Here is a 17,169-nt window from a genome sequence, read left to right on the forward strand (position 1 = left end):
CTTTTCAAAGCAAACTTTTTCTAGGCTTTTTACCCTGAAAAGATTAGAATGCTTAACAGTTTTTTACGATATTCATTAAAAAATAAAGTAGGAAGATTATGGAATTTCTGATTGGATTTTTTACTGAGTACGGCTATTGGGCTGTTCTTTTTGTTTTAATTATTTGTGGATTTGGTGTACCGATTCCTGAAGATATTACGTTAGTTTCTGGTGGTGTGATTGCGGGGCTTTATCCTGAAAGTGTTAATTCACATTTAATGTTGCTCGTCAGTATGATTGGTGTACTTGCGGGAGATTCGACCATGTATTGGCTTGGTCGTATTTATGGTACAAAAATTTTACGTTTCCGCCCAATGCGTAAAATCGTGACATTACAACGTTTAAGAATGGTGCGTGAAAAATTCAGCCAATATGGCAACCGTGTGTTATTTGTCGCACGTTTTTTACCCGGCTTGCGTGCTCCAATTTATATGGTCTCTGGCATTACTCGCCGTGTAAGTTACACACGTTTTGTCTTAATTGATTTCTGTGCTGCTATTATTTCTGTGCCAATTTGGGTTTATTTAGGCGAACTTGGTGCAAAAAATTTAGACTGGTTACATGCTCAAATCCAAAAAGGTCAAATGGTGATTTATATGCTCATCGCTTTACTTGCCCTATTTCTGTTCTGGAAATGGAAAAAATCGAAAAAATAAGCGAAGTCATCAAACAAAAGAGCGGTTAAAAAATTCTGTGTTTTTTAACCGCTCTTTTTATTTCAATAGACTATAAATTTCTCGCTTTTAAATAATTTTCCACGGTATCTACAATGGCCTGCGTTTGAGGATCGATTTCGATATTCACAATATCGCCCACTTTACGTTGCCCCATTAAGGTTCGTTGCAAAGTTTCGGGGATTAAATTCACACAAAATTGCGTGCCTTTTACTTCGCCAATAGTCAGGCTAATGCCATCTACCGCAACAAATCCTTTCGTTAAAATGTATTTCATTACATCTGCACTAGGCAGCTCAAACCAAATTTGTCGGTTATTTTCACTGGCGAGAATGTTTGAAATTTTTGCCGTACAATAGACATGACCAGATAATAAATGCCCGCCAATTTCTGTTCCCATTTGCATGGCTCGTTCGATATTGACATTATCGCCTACTTTCAACAAGCCAAGATTCGTAATTCTTAAGGTTTCTTGCATGAGATCAAAGCTAACGAGATCACCATTGACTTCAGTCACGGTTAAACATACACCGTTATTTGCCACCGATGCGCCAATTTCTAGGTCTTTACGCATTTCAGGTGGTAATTTTACCACTTGTGTTCTAAAATTAGCCTTTTCTGTAATTGAATGAATAAGCGCCGTGCCTTGTACAATTCCGGTAAACATATTTTCTCCTTTTCTAAAAATTTTTCTTAGTATATCAAATTTATGAATTTTCGTCTTTTGTCCCAATATCACGCTGATATTAAAAAATTAATTAAAATCTCTTTACCCATTTTATTAGCGCAAATCGCACAAAACTCAATGGGATTAGCGGATACCATTATGGCTGGTCGAGTGAGTTCCACTGATATGGCAGCGATTTCTGTTGGCGCATCGATTTGGATGCCGTTGGTGCTTTTCGGTCAAGGCTTATTATTGGCGCTACCACCGACTATTTCTTACCTAAACGGTTCAGGCCAACGCCATCGCATTGCCCATCAAGTTCGCCAAGGCATTTGGCTTGTGTTAGGCGTGAGTATTCCTTTAGGTTTGCTGATTTATTTCTGTGAAATTCCGCTGCAATATATGCAAATGGAAAGCAAAATGTCAGATTTAGCACGCGATTATTTACATGCGATGTTGTGGGGATTGCCTGCTTATTTGATGCTAATTAATTTTCGTTGTTTAAATGATGGGATTGCCAAAACTAAGCCAGCGATGGTCATTACCTTTTTAGGTTTACTGCTGAATATTCCGCTTAATTACATTTTTATTTATGGAAAATTTGGCATGCCTGCTTTTGGTGCGGTGGGCTGTGGCATTGCGACAGCTATTGTGAACTGGGCAATGTGCTTAATGATGATGTTCTATTCCTACACGAATGCTCAAGAACGCTCGCTAAAAGTATTTAGCCAATTAATTGAAATGCCGAATCCCAAAACGCTTAAAAAACTACTGCGTTTAGGCTTGCCAATTGCTATTGCACTTTGTTGTGAAGTGGCGTTATTTGCCCTCACTTCGTTAATGCTTTCTCCGCTAGGCTCAACCATTGTTGCGAGCCATCAAATTACATTGAATACCAGCTCTTTCATTTTTATGTTCCCTATGTCAATTGGTATGGCAACAACGATTTTAGTCGGACAAGCATTGGGAGCTGGCTCACCACAAAATGCGAAAAAAATGAGCTATGCCGCATTATTATTAGGGCTAACGGTGACAATCATTACCGCATTAATTACGATTTTTTTCCGTTATGAAATTGCCTCTATTTTCGTAACCGATGAAATTGTCATCGCTATGGCGGCAAATTTATTATTATTTGCCGCACTTTATCAATTTTCAGATACCATCCAAATGGTGGTTGGCGGCATTTTACGGGGCTATAAAGATACCAAAGTCATTTTATATATTACCCTTTTCTCTTATTGGGTAATTGGTGTGCCACTTGGTTATATACTGGGTCGTACAGATTGGCTTGTGCCACACATTGATGCGAAAGGTTTCTGGATTGCCTTTGTGGTCTCACTCACTTTCGCAGCGATCTTACTTTCTTTGAGAATGAAAAAAATGCAAGCTATGAGCGATAACGCCATTTTACAACGTTTAGAAAAACTCAAATAAGGAACTTTATGCAACTTCCAGCTTTACAATCAGCAAAGTTGATTCGTCGTTACAAACGCTTTCTTGCGGATATTGAACTACCCACGGGTGATATGATGACAATTCATTGCGCCAATACAGGCGCGATGACGGGGTGCGGTGAAAAAGGCGACACAATTTGGTATTCACATTCCGATAGCCAAACCCGCAAATATCCTCATACTTGGGAACTCACTCAACTTGAAAACGGGCAACTTTGCTGTATCAATACCCATCGTTCTAATCAACTTGTCTTTGAAGCACTGCAAAATAAGCAAATCAAAGAACTAGCAATGTATCACGAAATTTATCCTGAAGTGAAATACGGTGAAGAAAATAGCCGAATTGATTTCTTACTGAAAGCTGAAGGCTTACCCGATTGCTATGTGGAAGTAAAATCCATCACCTTAGTCAAAGGAAATTTAGGTATGTTTCCTGATGCGGTTACTACGCGTGGACAAAAACATGTCCGTGAATTACTCGTAATGAAAAAACAAGGTTATCGTTCAGTAGTGCTATTTGCTGGGTTACACAATGGTTTTGATCGTTTCAAGATCGCAGAATATATCGATCCCGAATATGATCGCTTATTAAAAGAAGCAATGGAACAAGGCGTTGAAGCCTATGCTTATGCGGGCAAATTTGAAATTTCTAATGGAATTCCTACCGCACTTTCCTTAACAGAATCGGTGCCTTATATAAAATAATATTTTTTGAGAATTATTTTCATTTTCTTGTTGACAAGATTATTGATAACGATTATCATCTAGTCATTCCAACAATAACAGAGCGTTTTCTTAATTTGAAGCGTTCAACAGATAATCACTCCAACATTCCCGCCTATTTCCCCACAAATAGGCGTTTTTTTTATTCACAAATCGCTAAGAATCCCTATAATAAAACCTTTCAAAAAACATAATTAGGAAATAATAATGACTGACATTAATACCGTTCTCGCGGAACTAAAGCGCGGTACTGATGAAATCCTTTCAGAAGCGGATTTAATCGAAAAACTGAAAGAAAATCGCCCATTAAAAGTAAAATTAGGCGCAGATCCAACCGCACCAGATATTCATTTAGGGCATACCGTTGTATTAAACAAACTACGTCAATTTCAACAACTCGGTCATGAAGTCTATTTCTTAATTGGTGATTTTACTGGAATGGTAGGCGATCCATCAGGTAAAAATGCCACACGTCCTCCACTCAGCCGTGAAGATGTATTGCGCAATGCTGAAACCTATAAAGAGCAAATTTATAAAATTCTCGATCCACAAAAAACCAAAATCGTCTTCAACTCTGAATGGTTAAGCAAACTTGGAACAGAAGGTATGATTCGTCTTGCAAGCAACTACACCGTTGCGCGTATGCTTGAACGCGATGACTTCAAAAAACGCTTTGGCAACAATCAACCTATTGCCATCCATGAATTTATTTATCCATTACTACAAGGCTATGATTCTGTTGCATTAGATGCTGATGTAGAACTAGGCGGTACAGACCAAAAATTCAACTTACTTGTTGGTCGTGAATTACAAAAATCAGCAGGAAAAAAACCACAGGTTGCGATTACACTTCCATTGCTCGTTGGCTTAGATGGCGAGAAAAAAATGTCCAAATCACTTGGCAACTATATCGGTGTAACAGAAGCACCAAACGATATGTTCGGTAAAGTGATGTCTATTTCAGATGAACTCATGTGGGATTGGTATAACCTTCTTTCATTCCGTCCATTAAGTGAAATTGCACAATTAAAATCGGAAGTAGAAAACGGCAAAAATCCTCGTGATGTAAAAATCTTATTAGCAAAAGAATTAATAGCCCGTTTCCACAATGAAGAGGCAGCAAACGCCGCAGAACAGGAATTCATTAATCGTTTCCAAAAAGGCGCAATGCCTGATGAAATGCCTGAATTTACGTTCTCTGGCGAAATGGGTTTAGCCACCTTATTAAAAGAAGCGGGACTTGTGCCTTCCACTTCAGAAGCGATTCGCTCTGCTCAACAAGGCGGTGTAAAAATCAATGGTGAAAAAGTCGATAACGTAAAAGACAATGCACCAAAAGGTACAAATGTTTACCAAGTGGGTAAACGAAAATTTGCTCGTATAACGGTAGAATAAAAACATAACATAACCGCGCTTTAAAGTGCGGTTATTTTTAATCAATTTTGTCGTATAAAGGAACGTAAAATGAATCAAAAAATTTGGGTAACCGGTGATGCTGTAGTCGATTTAATTCCAGACGGTGAAAATCACTATTTACGTTGTGCGGGTGGCGCACCTGCAAATGTGGCGGTGGGGATTGCTCGTTTAGGTGGACAAAGTGCATTTATCGGAAGAGTGGGGAATGATCCTCTCGGTCAATTTATGCAAGAAACTCTTAATTCGGAAAAAGTAGATACAACCCATATGATTCTCGATCCTCAACATCGTACATCAACGGTGGTTGTAGGATTAGATAATGGTGAACGTAGCTTCACTTTTATGGTTAATCCAAGTGCGGATCAGTTTTTACAAACCAATGATCTCCCTCATTTTAAATCTGGAGAATGGTTACACTGTTGTTCTATTGCTCTCATTAATAACCCATCACGTGAAGCAACTTTTGAAGCAATTCGCCGTATTAAGGTTGCAGGAGGATTTTTTTCCTTTGATCCCAATTTACGCGAATCACTATGGGCAAGCTTAGATGAAATGAAAAGCATTGTTATGGATGCGGTAGCCCTCGCTGATGTATTGAAATTCTCCGAAGAAGAATTAACGCTTTTAACCAATACTGACAGCCTTGAAAAAGCATTTGAAAAAATCACCGCACTTTATCCTGAGAAATTGATTATTGTCACCTTAGGTAAAGATGGGGCATTGTATCACCTTGCAGGGAAAAAGGATGTCGTTGCAGGTAAGGCATTAAAACCAATTGATACTACCGGTGCAGGTGATGCTTTCGTAGGTGGTTTATTAGCAGGACTTTCTCAACATGAAAATTGGCGTGATAGGGATGTGCTCGTTCGTATTATTCTTCAGGCAAATGCTTGTGGCGCACTGGCAACCACAGCCAAAGGAGCGATGTCCGCCCTACCAAATAAAAATCAATTAACTGAATTTTTAGAAAATTAGTTGCTGAGTGTGTGAATACAAGGTTCACATACTTTTTTTCACTGAATTCGCACATTTCAATTTAGGCACAATACCATAATGATCATTTTTAACAACGGTAAATACAAAAGTATTCTTGCAGCAGAACCAGGTGAGCTCAACACTATACGTCAAACGGTGGAAAGCGATAAAGATTTCTATCCGACCTATCACATTGCCCCACCAACAGGATTATTAAATGATCCGAATGGTTTAGTGTTTGATGGTGAAAAATATCATCTTTTTTATCAATGGTTTCCCTTTGATACATTACATGGGATGAAGCACTGGAAACATTTTATTACAAATGACTTTCAAGTCTTCCAACATGCAGATGATTTAATCCCATGTGAGCCATTTGAATCTCATGGTTGTTATTCTGGAGGGGCATTAAAAGTCGATGCTAAATTAGCAATATTCTATACGGGGAATACTCGCCGTTTGACTGATAATCAACGAATCCCTTACCAAAACCTTGCTATTTTTGATTGTAACGGCATGCTTATCAGTAAACGTCCGCTGATTGAAAAAGCACCTAATGGTTATACAGAACATGTACGGGATCCTAAACCTTACTTGACTCCTGAAGGTAAAATTCGTTTTATCTGTGGTGCGCAACGGCAAAATCGCACAGGCACCGCTCTCCTGTTTGAAATGGATAGTTTAGATGATACGCCTCGTTTACTGGGTGAACTTGACGTCCCTAAATTTAATAACCATCAGGTTTTTATGTGGGAATGCCCTGATTTGATGAAATTAGGCAATAAAGATATTTTTATTTGGTCACCGCAAGGAAAAGCGCGTGAAACGCATCAGTTCCAAAATAACTATCATGCTACTTATGCTATCGGTCAATTAAACCAGTATACTTTTGATGCAGAATATATTGCAGAACTTGATCAAGGCTTTGATTTCTATGCTCCGCAAACCTTTTCAGGTTTAGAAAATAAAGAGAATACTATTCTACTAGGCTGGATAGGCTTACCTGATTTAACTTATCCAACAAATCAATTCAAATGGCATTCAGCCCTTACCATGCCACGCGAAATTCAGTTAAAAAACAATCAGCTATTCCAGCGCCCAATTAAAAAAATCTATGAAAATATGACCGCACTTTTATCCCTCACATTAAAAGGAAAAATGGAAGTTAAACATTTAGATCTGGCTTATTTGAAATTTGATGCGCAAAATCGCCCCTTTACATTAGATTTCTTTTCCAATAAAGCTAAGGAAAAGCTAAGCTTATCTTATGAAAATGGCCTAATTTGCTTAGATCGTCATCAATCCACACAAACTGAGTTAATGATAAAATTTGGATCGCAACGTTACTGCAAAGTACACGAACTTCATACTATCGAAATTTTCTTTGATCGTTCTATTGTAGAAATTTTCTTAAATAATGGTGAAAAAACCATGACATCAAGATTTTTTATCGCAGATAGGGAAAACGTTATTGTGACAAACCGATCTTTAAATATTGAGATTGGCTTTCCTAAACATATTCAATATGTGTAGCTGAAATGAAGTGTTACTTGGAGGAAATCTACGTTCTTTTACATTATTAAAAAGAACGTAGGTAAGTTATCACTGATTGATATTGGTTTCTTCTTTGAATATTTACCTTATTTTTCATTCAACGGATGATCCAAATGTAATGCGTTAGAAAATGCATGTAATCCTTCGGCATTACTACTTTTCATCATTGCTTGCATTGTCTGTGTTGGTACGTGAATCAATTTATTCATAAGTTTATAACTCAGCTCTTGCAAAATATCTTCGGCGAGCTCGCCATTTTGTAAACTTAATTGTGCTTTTTCAAGTAGCTCTTGACGAATCCGCTCTGCATCTTGGCGATAATATTTAATTAAATTAGAGAATTGATGAACCTTTAACCACTCAAAGAAATCATGGCATTCTTGAGAAATAATTTCTTGTGCTTGTTCAGAAGCTAGCTCTCGCTGATTCAAATTACGTTGAATGATATCTTGCAAATCATCTACAGTATAATGATATACACTATCAAGTTCTGCCACCGTTTCATCAATATCTCGAGGAACCGCAATATCTACCAATAATATTGGCGCATAATGACGCACTTTTTGAGATTGCTTCACCATGTCTTGAGTGATCAACACATTTGGACTACCTGTAGAGCTAATCACAATATCAGCCTGATGCAATGCATATTGCAATTCATCTAAACCAAATACATCTATCTGCGTCTCAGTTGCTAATTTCTCAACTAATTGCACGGCTCTTTCTCGAGTACGATTTGCAATCATTAATTTTTTCACACCATGACGCAATAAATGACGGCTGACGAGTTCAATAGTCTCCCCTGCACCAACCAGTAAAATATTTAGGTTTCGGAGTGATTCAAAAATCTGACGAGCAAGACTACAAGCAGCATAAGCCACTGATACCGCGCTTTCGCCAATATTGGTTTCAGTTCGGACCCGTTTTGCCGTAGAAAATGTTTTTTGAAATAAACGAGAAAGCTCTGTTGATAGAGGTAAATGAGCAGCTTGATAATAATCTTCTGTAATTTGAAATGCTTGTTTTACCTGTCCTAAAATTTGTGGCTCACCTAAAATGAGTGAATCTAATCCACAAGCCACACGCATTAAGTGATTTGCCGCTTGCTGATTTTGATAGGTATAAATACTCGGATTCAGTTCTGATAAAGAAAGTTGATGGATATCAGCAAACCATTGCTCTGCATTATGCAACCATTTTTCACATTCTTGTGGCGAGATTTGTCGATGATGAAAATACACTTCCGTGCGATTACACGTAGAAAGAATCACTGCACCTTCAGCAAGGTTTTGGTGATAAATTTGTTGCAAGGCAAGCTCGCGTTTCTCATTTGAAAACGCGACTTTTTCACGCACTGAAACAGATGCGGTTTTGTGATTAATGCCGAGAACAAGAAGTGTCATAAAATAATTAAAAAATAATCTGTAGAAAGCAAAATTTCAAAAACATAGATATGATACTTTAAGCACCACACCTTATTTCCATCCTGCCTACATATTAATGATAAAAATACGGTGTATTATTCTAATGAATTGTGACGCATTGAGCAAATTCACACATCATAAATTTATTAGAATCGTGCCAAATGATTAAAAAATATCTTTTGCTTTACGAAGTGCAGTAAATTCTTCAAGTGTTTTTGCTTGTAAAAACGGATTAATTTCTCGCTCTAGTTTTAAGGTTGTCGGCAAACTTGGTTTATTTTCAGCTTGTTGTGTTTCAACCAAAATACGTTGTTTTTCTACCGCACTTTTTTCTACCGCACTTTTCTCCACCAGCACGGTTTCCGCAAATGCTAAATTTCCCAATGTATATTCGTGAGCAGGGCAAACAATCGTCTCGTCAGGCAATGTATTCAAACGCTGCAAACCTTCAAACATCTGCGCATAATTACCTGTGAAAACACGTCCGCAACCTGCAGAAAATAACGCATCGCCACAAAATAAATGATTATCCACTAAAAAACTAACGTGCTGTTTAGTGTGTCCTCCCGTCGGAATGACATCAATTTGATAATATTTGGTAAGGATCTTCCCTTCGTTCACAATTTGAGTTGCGCCTTTTTTCTCGCATTCTCGCGGCCCATAAATCGGTACTGTTGGATAACGTTTTTTAAATTCCGACACACCTTGTGTATGATCCTCATGTTCGTGAGTAAGCAACACCGCTTCAACTTTTGCGTTTTGCTTATCTAGCCATGTAAATAGCTTGTCGGTTTCAGGTAAATCGACAATAATAAGAGGCAGATTTTCTCGTTGATAAAGCCAAATGTAGTTATCATTCAGCGCAGGCAAAGCAAATAACATAATTGTCCTTTTCATTTGTGATGGAGGAATAAAATGATTGTAAACTGGAATGCCAAAGCAACCAAGCCTTTCATTCAGCCTGAAAGTTGGCAAAATTTGCCAAAGGGTGATGACTATTGCCAAGCCTTACGCCAAACGTTAATGCCTTGGATACCAAAAATTTTAGGTCATCAGGTTTTGAAAATCGGTGGGTTAAGTGGTGAAGTTACGACGAATTTACCTATGCACCACCAGATTATTTTGAGCGAAAAAATCACGCCAAACCTTGCCGCACTTTGCAATGCTAAAGTTAGCTTAGTTCAAGCTAGCCTCACCGAATTGCCGTTCATTCAAAAAGAAATCCATGCCGCGTTTTTAATGAATACGCTTAATTTTGCACAAGATCCACATCAAATTCTGCGTGAATCTCATCGTGTACTAGCTGACGATGGCTGGATTTTTATTGCTTTATTTAATCCATTAAGTTCGCTGATTTTCAAAAGAAAAATGGGAGATTATCCGTTGCGTCACTACCCTACTTGGCGTGTGATTGATTGGCTTTCATTGCTCAATTTTGAAGTGATTGAAAAATGCCCTATCGCAACCAAGAATAAACGCGCAACAATTTTTTCTTCACTCACGTTAATCATTGCGCAAAAACGTACCTATCCACTGACGCTTACCCCAGAAAAAGTGCGGTCAAAAATACCGGTATTTTTAGAGCCAGTAAATGCATTTAAGCTTAAAAGCTAGGCACGCTCCACATTCCACCAAATCAACGCCCATTTTTTCTGCCCGTGAGAAATTCGTTCGTTGTTAGCTTGTTTACGATCGTAAAAGGCTTTTAAACCTTGTTTTTCTTTTTCGGAAAGTTCGCCTAAAGAAAATTCCACCGAGGCTAATAAATCCTCGTAGCTTTCACCTTGAAAACAACCGGATTCGGTTTCAATAAAATTCAAATTTGCCTGAATGCCTTTTTGATACAACCGATTGAGTAAATAAATATAAGTGGGGAAACCAATATCTTCACGGCCAATCGCCTCAAATACGCCCTCATCTAAGAAATGGCGTTGTGTGACAGAAGTCAAAAACACACGTTTTTTCGCTTTGGCACAGAGTTTTTCGATCATATCATCCAAATCATCTACTAATGTTGAACGAGATGCCAACACCACATCAGCTTGTGGCACATCATCCCAATTCTCCGCCCAAGATTTATGAAATGTCGTGAGGTGATGCAAACCAAATTTCTGCTTGAATTGTGCCAAGCAATCTAACATTCCATTGCTATAATCCAAGGCATATACGGTTGAACCTTGTTGTGCGAGAGGCACAGCCAAGGTACCGGGGCCACAACCAATATCCAACACAGTTTCATCGGATTGCACATTCATAGCTTGCAATAATTGCTGATTATATGCTGAAGGCTTGCCGACCAAATTTTCTGCCATTTTCACGGCTTTTTTATCCCATTTTGTCGGAGGCAAGTTGTAATGATTACAAGCGATTAAGTGTTGTTGATAAAGTTCAGCAAAATTGATGTCGTAAATAGTCATAGTGATTTTTCAATGTGGTTATTCAAATGTTGATGTAAAAGTTCAGGTGAAGTGCGGTTAAAATGATAAAGCATTTTTTCATTTTAACTTTTTAAAAACGAGACATTGCAACCAATTCTACAGTATCGATATATTGATTCAAATATAACGTAGTAAAATAAGATAAAAGAATTCTATAATATTAGGTGTTCTATATTTTCCTATGGTTATTTTGTAGAAAAGGACTATTCAATGAAATTTGAAGTAATTTATAAATTTTTCTTAGTATGGGGATTAGCCTTAAGTTTGCTTTTCGTTGTTGCAAGTGGCATTTCAATGTGGCTAGGACTTCCTTTTACTCAAGCCTTAGACATTCATCTTTTCTTTGCAGGATTTGCCGTATTTGGTTTGTTGCTGCATTTTTATAGCCGCAAGAAGAAATGGGTAAAAATCAACACTCAATTTACCGATCTTATTACGCATAATCGCATGCCCTCTTATTGCAATTTGGATCGTTTGATGATGACTTTCGAGCATTTTTCTATTCAACAAATCGCCGAGCAACTTAATCTTTCTCTCCCGATTTTATTAAATGAATTATCACAAGCCCAAATAAATATAACTGATTTCCACCGCACTTTACGCGAAAACTTTCCTCTTAACGATGAGAAAATTTTCGCCACCATTACGATTGCCTTGAAAATGCGGTTCAATCCAACGTTACTTTAACGCCAATCAAACATACATTAAAAATTCGGTAGAAACCCCCGAAGTATTTCGGGGTTTATTTTTGCCGAAAAAATCTTGCCCCACTATTAAAACTCCCCTATTATTCACCACACTTTTTTCTCATTTAGGAACAAAAATGACAGAACAAACGTTTATCCCTGGCAAAGATGCCGCATTAGAAGATAGCATTGCAAAATTTCAACAAAAATTGACCGCACTTGGTTTTAATATTGAAGAGGCATCTTGGCTAAATCCGGTGCCAAATGTATGGTCTGTGCATATTCGCGATAAAGACTGCCCACAGTGTTTTTCGAATGGTAAAGGGGCAAGCAAAAAAGCGGCGTTAGCTTCTGCCCTTGGCGAATATTTTGAGCGTCTTTCCACTAATTATTTCTTTGCTGATTTCTATTTAGGGCAAAAAATTGCAAACGGCGATTTTGTGCATTATCCCAATGAAAAATGGTTCCCGATTGAAGATGATGCCTTACTGCCTAATGGCATTTTAGATGATTATTTATTGGATTATTTTGATCCTAATGCCGAGCTTACGCCTGAACTATTGGTAGATTTACAGTCTGGCAATTATGATCGTGGGATCGTAGCGATGCCTTATGTTCGTCAATCGGATGAACAAACCGTTTATATTCCGCAAAGTATTATTGCCAACCTTTATGTCTCAAACGGAATGTCTGCAGGCAATACGAAATTTGAAGCGCGCGTGCAAGGCTTGTCAGAAGTATTTGAGCGTTATGTGAAAAACAAAATTATCGCTGAAGCGATCAGTCTACCAGAAATTCCAAAATCAGTGATGGATCGCTATCCATCTATTCAGGCTTCCATTGCAAAATTAGAGGAAGAAGGTTTCCCAATTTATGCTTTTGATGCTTCACTTGGCGGAAAATACCCTGTTATTTGCGTCGTATTATTAAATCCGAATAACGGTACGTGCTTTGCCTCTTTCGGCGCACATCCAAATTTCCAAGTAGCGTTAGAACGCACGGTGACTGAACTCTTACAAGGTCGTAGCTTGAAAGATTTAGATGTTTTCTCACCGCCATCTTTCAATAACGATGATGTAGCTGAACACGCTAATTTAGAAACCCACTTTATTGATTCGAGCGGTTTAATTTCTTGGGATTTATTCAAAGAAACGCCTGATTATGAATTTTCTGATTGGGATTTCAGCGACACAACGCAGGAAGAATACAATAATTTAATGGCGATTTTCCGTGCGGATGAAAAAGAAGTTTACGTAATGGATTACAACCACTTGGATGTCTATGCGTGCCGTATTATTGTGCCAGGCATGTCTGATATTTATCCTGCAGACGATTTAATTTACGCCAACAACAATATGGGAATGGATTGGCGCGAAATTTTACTCGATTTACCAAACTGGCATCACGATGCGGAAACCTATCAAGAATTATTAGATGAATTAGACGGACAAGATATTGACGATGCAACTCGCGTGCGTGAATTTATCGGTATCGTTGCACCGAAAAATAGCGGTTGGACAACCTTACGCGTCGGTGAATTAAAATCAATGCTTCACCTTGCATTAGGTGAGTTAGAACAAGCATTAGATTGGGCAAACTGGACGCTGAATATGAATAGCTCCGTATTCACTACAGAACGTGTAAATTATTACCGTGCATTAATTTCTATCATTGAATTACATTTAGATGAAAATCGAGACCCAGCGCAATATCGCACAGTGTTTGAGAAAATGTATGGTAAAAATGCAGTTAAACAAGCTTGGGCAGCTGTCTCTGAAGGTGGTAATCCGTTCTATAATCTTCCTGCAAGTGATGAAAATTTGGAAAACTTTAAGGAACATCAGGCGTTGCTAGGGGCTTATGGGAAGTTGCAGAAAGCAAAGCGATCACATCAAAAATAAATGAGGCTTATTTCGTACTTTCAATTCTTGAAAGTACGACCTACTTTTCTTTGCTTCGCCAAAGAAAAGTAGGCAAAAGAAAAGTGCCCCTGCTTTTCTTTATTTCCTTTGTTTTATACAATTTGCTTAACGGAAATTTTCTAAACTCGCCGTAAACGCCTCAAATAGACGAAAATTTCCTACAAATTCTATGAAACAAAGGCGGAAAAGAAGGGAACCCATTTAATTCTACCTACAAATAAAACGACCTATAAAAATCGCCCTAAAACCAACCGCACTGTTTAAATGATTCTCCGATAAACTCGGGCCCCATATAAATCGCCTTTGCGACTTTCAATTTTTAGGCAATTTTCGTCTGTTTGAGCAACGTAGTTGCGAGTTTAGAAAATTGCCGTAAAGAAAATTGAAACAAAGCAAAGATCAGCGATTTAACTGGGAGTACTTTTCTTTGCTTACTTTCTTTTGTACAAGCAAAAGAAAGTAAGTCGCCATTAGGCGAAATCCTAATGTAAAAAAACATACCTTTATGCTATAATCCGCCACAATTTTTGATCAAAAAAGGAATACCAATGACGGATTCAATCCAATCATCTATCACCCCTGTCAATATCGAAGAAGAACTCAAATCTTCCTACCTTGACTACGCGATGTCGGTTATCGTTGGGCGTGCATTACCTGACGTTCGTGATGGTTTAAAACCTGTTCACCGCCGCGTACTATTCTCAATGGATCGCGAAGGCAATACTGCCAATAAAAAATACGTAAAATCAGCGCGTGTTGTAGGTGATGTAATCGGTAAATATCACCCGCATGGTGACTTGGCTGTGTACGATACAATCGTTCGTATGGCGCAACCATTCTCACTTCGCTATATGTTGGTTGATGGGCAAGGTAACTTCGGTTCAATTGATGGTGATGCGCCAGCTGCAATGCGTTATACCGAAGTGCGTATGCAAAAAATTACGCAAGCATTGCTCACAGATTTGGATAAAGAAACCGTCAATTTCTCGCCAAACTATGATGGCGAATTAATGATTCCAGATGTATTGCCGACTCGTATTCCAGCACTTTTAGCAAATGGTTCTTCTGGTATTGCGGTGGGGATGGCAACTAACATTCCTCCTCACAACTTAAATGAAGTATTAAATGGTTGTTTGGCTTATATCGACAACAATGAAATTACCATTGATGAATTAATGCAACATATTCCGGGCCCTGACTTCCCGACTGCTGCGTTAATTAATGGTCGTAAAGGGATTGAAGAAGCCTATCGCACTGGTCGTGGTAAAGTGTATGTTCGTGCTCGTGCAACGGTAGAAACCAACGAAAAAGGACGCGAGCAAATTATCGTGTCTGAATTGCCATACCAAGTAAATAAAGCAAAATTAGTCGAGAAAATCGCTGAATTAATTCGCGAGAAAAAAATCGAAGGCATCAGCAATATTACTGACCTTTCAAACAAAGAAGGGATTCGTATTGAAATTGATATTAAACGTGATGCAGTAGGTGAAGTGGTATTAAACCATCTTTACTCGCTTACTCAAATGCAAGTGACTTTTGGTATCAATATGGTGGCATTGGATCACGGTCAGCCACGTTTATTTAATCTTAAAGAAATCATTGAAGCCTTTGTTTTACACCGTCGTGAAGTGGTGACTCGTCGTTCTATCTTTGAACTTCGCAAAGCGCGTGAACGCACGCACATTTTGGAAGGTTTAGCGGTTGCACGTTCTAATATCGATGAAATGATTGCGATCATTCGCAACTCTAAAAACCGTGAAGAGGCCGCAACAGCAATCAGTTCACGTTCTTGGACGTTACATAGCGATATTATTAATCTTCTTGATGTTTCTGCTCGTCCTGATGATTTAGAAGAAAATCTTGGCATTCAAGGCGAACAATATTACTTATCGCCAGCGCAAGTAAACGCAATTCTAGAACTTCGCTTACACCGTTTAACAGGCATTGCGTTTGAAGAAGTTGTAAAAGAATATGAAGAATTATTAGTTAAAATTGCTGATCTTCTTCATATTTTAAGTAGCGCAGAACGTTTAATGGAAGTGATTCGTGAAGAATTAGAAGAAGTAAAAGCACAATTCGGTGATGATCGTTTAACTGAAATTACCGCAGCTTCTGGCGATATTGATTTAGAAGATTTAATCGCACAAGAAGACGTGGTTGTGACGCTTTCTCACGAAGGTTATGTGAAATACCAACCATTGACTGACTATGAAGCACAACGTCGTGGCGGTAAAGGTAAATCTGCAACGAAGATGAAAGAAGAAGATTTCATCGAAAAATTACTGGTGGCAAATACTCACGATACGATCCTCTGCTTCTCTAGCCGTGGCCGTTTATATTGGTTGAAAGTATATCAACTACCACAAGCAAGCCGTGGCGCACGCGGTCGTCCAATTGTGAATATTCTTCCGTTACAAGAAAACGAACGTATTACTGCAATCTTGCCAGTTTCTGCTTATGAAGAAGATAAATTCGTAGTCATGGCAACAGCTGGCGGTATTGTGAAGAAAATCGCCTTAACCGAATTTAGCCGTCCACGTTCAAACGGTATCATCGCATTGAATTTACTTGATGAAGACGAATTAATCGGCGTGGATATTACCGATGGCAGCAACGAAATTATGTTGTTCTCATCACAAGGTCGCGTGGTACGTTTTGCAGAAAATGCTGTGCGTGCAATGGGACGTTTAGCAACAGGGGTTCGCGGTATCAAACTCGCTTTAACAAACGATATTTCTGATGATGAAAGTGCGGTAGAAATTGAAGATATTTCTGATGACAACGCTGAAGCATCATTAGACTTAAATATCGATAAAGTGGTTTCTCTCGTTGTGCCAAAAGGTGAAGGGGCCATTTTAACGGCAACGCAAAACGGCTACGGAAAACGCACACAATTAAGTGAATACCCAACTAAATCACGTAATACAAAAGGTGTGATTTCGATTAAAGTGAGTGAGCGCAATGGTAAAGTCGTTGCCGCAACTCAAGTAGAAGAAACAGACCAAATTATGTTGATCACTGATGCAGGAACTCTTGTTCGCACACGAGTAAGCGAAGTGGGCATCGTAGGTCGTAACACGCAAGGTGTTCGTTTAATTCGTACTGCCGATGATGAACATGTAGTCAGTTTAGAGCGTGTTTGTGATGCAGATGAAGAGGATTCTTTAGAAGAAAGCGGTTCTGAAGAATAACCT

14 protein-coding genes are annotated in these 17,169 nt (G+C 38.5%); 10 read left to right on the forward strand and 4 right to left on the reverse strand.

Features of this window, described 5'->3' with window-relative positions:
• The first annotated feature begins 98 nt into the window (after positions 1-98).
• Positions 99-695 carry a DedA family protein gene (locus KP712_RS03650; protein ID WP_048953044.1) on the forward strand — a complete coding sequence of 199 codons (597 nt, stop codon included), beginning with the start codon at positions 99-101 and terminating at the stop codon, positions 693-695.
• Between the two features lie 70 nt (positions 696-765).
• On the opposite strand, the gene ribE is transcribed toward KP712_RS03650, so the two are convergent.
• The gene (gene ribE / locus KP712_RS03655) at positions 766-1,380 is read right to left on the reverse strand and encodes a riboflavin synthase (protein ID WP_048953045.1); all 615 of its coding nucleotides are present in this window, start codon (positions 1,378-1,380) and stop codon (positions 766-768) included.
• A 42-nt stretch (positions 1,381-1,422) separates the two neighbouring features.
• Here ribE and hmrM point away from each other — a divergent pair, with 42 nt between their 5' ends.
• From hmrM to KP712_RS03680, 5 genes are all read left to right on the forward strand, one after another.
• Complete coding sequence (gene hmrM, locus KP712_RS03660; RefSeq protein ID WP_215768133.1) at positions 1,423-2,817, forward strand: MATE family efflux transporter; 1,395 nt, start codon at positions 1,423-1,425, stop codon at positions 2,815-2,817.
• Positions 2,818-2,825: 8 nt separating this feature from the next.
• Positions 2,826-3,542 carry a DNA/RNA nuclease SfsA gene (sfsA, locus tag KP712_RS03665; RefSeq protein WP_048953047.1) on the forward strand — a complete coding sequence of 239 codons (717 nt, stop codon included), beginning with the start codon at positions 2,826-2,828 and terminating at the stop codon, positions 3,540-3,542.
• Positions 3,543-3,767: 225 nt separating this feature from the next.
• Positions 3,768-4,955: a tyrosine--tRNA ligase gene (gene tyrS, locus KP712_RS03670; protein ID WP_048953048.1), complete on the forward strand. Its 1,188-nt coding sequence runs from the start codon at positions 3,768-3,770 to the stop codon at positions 4,953-4,955.
• 69 nt (positions 4,956-5,024) lie between these two features.
• Complete coding sequence (locus KP712_RS03675; protein WP_111407934.1) at positions 5,025-5,951, forward strand: aminoimidazole riboside kinase; 927 nt, start codon at positions 5,025-5,027, stop codon at positions 5,949-5,951.
• A 78-nt stretch (positions 5,952-6,029) separates the two neighbouring features.
• Entirely contained in the window at positions 6,030-7,484 is a 1,455-nt protein-coding gene (locus tag KP712_RS03680) for a glycoside hydrolase family 32 protein (protein WP_215770570.1), read from the forward strand.
• 107 nt (positions 7,485-7,591) lie between these two features.
• Here KP712_RS03680 and hemA read toward each other — a convergent pair whose 3' ends face one another.
• Complete coding sequence (hemA, locus tag KP712_RS03685; RefSeq protein WP_215770571.1) at positions 7,592-8,908, reverse strand: glutamyl-tRNA reductase; 1,317 nt, start codon at positions 8,906-8,908, stop codon at positions 7,592-7,594.
• A gap of 186 nt (positions 8,909-9,094) precedes the next feature.
• Positions 9,095-9,811 (reverse strand): hydroxyacylglutathione hydrolase, encoded by a 717-nt coding sequence (gloB, locus tag KP712_RS03690; protein ID WP_215770572.1) that lies wholly within the window; start codon positions 9,809-9,811, stop codon positions 9,095-9,097.
• 33 nt (positions 9,812-9,844) lie between these two features.
• On the opposite strand from gloB, the gene KP712_RS03695 reads away from it, so the two are divergent.
• A complete protein-coding gene (locus KP712_RS03695; RefSeq protein WP_065265130.1) occupies positions 9,845-10,543 on the forward strand; it encodes a methyltransferase domain-containing protein in 699 nt (232 codons plus the stop codon).
• Here KP712_RS03695 and KP712_RS03700 read toward each other — a convergent pair.
• Positions 10,540-11,346, reverse strand: coding sequence for a methyltransferase domain-containing protein (locus tag KP712_RS03700; protein ID WP_215770573.1), 807 nt, complete (start codon positions 11,344-11,346; stop codon positions 10,540-10,542). The genes KP712_RS03695 and KP712_RS03700 overlap by 4 nt on opposite strands.
• Positions 11,347-11,577: 231 nt before the next feature.
• On the opposite strand from KP712_RS03700, the gene KP712_RS03705 reads away from it, so the two are divergent.
• From KP712_RS03705 to gyrA, 3 genes are all read left to right on the forward strand, one after another.
• Positions 11,578-12,054 carry a hypothetical protein gene (locus KP712_RS03705; protein ID WP_215770574.1) on the forward strand — a complete coding sequence of 159 codons (477 nt, stop codon included), beginning with the start codon at positions 11,578-11,580 and terminating at the stop codon, positions 12,052-12,054.
• A 136-nt stretch (positions 12,055-12,190) separates the two neighbouring features.
• Positions 12,191-13,954: a 30S ribosomal protein S12 methylthiotransferase accessory factor YcaO gene (ycaO, locus tag KP712_RS03710; RefSeq protein WP_111407937.1), complete on the forward strand. Its 1,764-nt coding sequence runs from the start codon at positions 12,191-12,193 to the stop codon at positions 13,952-13,954.
• 569 nt (positions 13,955-14,523) lie between these two features.
• Positions 14,524-17,166 carry a DNA topoisomerase (ATP-hydrolyzing) subunit A gene (gyrA, locus tag KP712_RS03715; protein ID WP_215770575.1) on the forward strand — a complete coding sequence of 881 codons (2,643 nt, stop codon included), beginning with the start codon at positions 14,524-14,526 and terminating at the stop codon, positions 17,164-17,166.
• Positions 17,167-17,169: the final 3 nt, after the last annotated feature.

Source organism: Haemophilus sp. SZY H68, from assembly GCF_018829685.1.
GTDB lineage: Bacteria > Pseudomonadota > Gammaproteobacteria > Enterobacterales > Pasteurellaceae > Haemophilus > Haemophilus haemolyticus_K.

Coding starts and splice junctions, on each gene's coding strand:
- sfsA (WP_048953047.1), top strand. CDS start 2,826: ATGCAACTTCCAGCTTTACAATCAGCAAAGTTGATTCGTCGTTACAAA.
- hemA (WP_215770571.1), bottom strand. CDS start 8,908: ATGACACTTCTTGTTCTCGGCATTAATCACAAAACCGCATCTGTTTCA.
- gyrA (WP_215770575.1), top strand. CDS start 14,524: ATGACGGATTCAATCCAATCATCTATCACCCCTGTCAATATCGAAGAA.
- ycaO (WP_111407937.1), top strand. CDS start 12,191: ATGACAGAACAAACGTTTATCCCTGGCAAAGATGCCGCATTAGAAGAT.
- tyrS (WP_048953048.1), top strand. CDS start 3,768: ATGACTGACATTAATACCGTTCTCGCGGAACTAAAGCGCGGTACTGAT.
- KP712_RS03680 (WP_215770570.1), top strand. CDS start 6,030: ATGATCATTTTTAACAACGGTAAATACAAAAGTATTCTTGCAGCAGAA.
- KP712_RS03700 (WP_215770573.1), bottom strand. CDS start 11,346: ATGACTATTTACGACATCAATTTTGCTGAACTTTATCAACAACACTTA.
- ribE (WP_048953045.1), bottom strand. CDS start 1,380: ATGTTTACCGGAATTGTACAAGGCACGGCGCTTATTCATTCAATTACA.
- KP712_RS03695 (WP_065265130.1), top strand. CDS start 9,845: ATGATTGTAAACTGGAATGCCAAAGCAACCAAGCCTTTCATTCAGCCT.
- KP712_RS03650 (WP_048953044.1), top strand. CDS start 99: ATGGAATTTCTGATTGGATTTTTTACTGAGTACGGCTATTGGGCTGTT.
- hmrM (WP_215768133.1), top strand. CDS start 1,423: ATGAATTTTCGTCTTTTGTCCCAATATCACGCTGATATTAAAAAATTA.
- KP712_RS03705 (WP_215770574.1), top strand. CDS start 11,578: ATGAAATTTGAAGTAATTTATAAATTTTTCTTAGTATGGGGATTAGCC.
- gloB (WP_215770572.1), bottom strand. CDS start 9,811: ATGTTATTTGCTTTGCCTGCGCTGAATGATAACTACATTTGGCTTTAT.
- KP712_RS03675 (WP_111407934.1), top strand. CDS start 5,025: ATGAATCAAAAAATTTGGGTAACCGGTGATGCTGTAGTCGATTTAATT.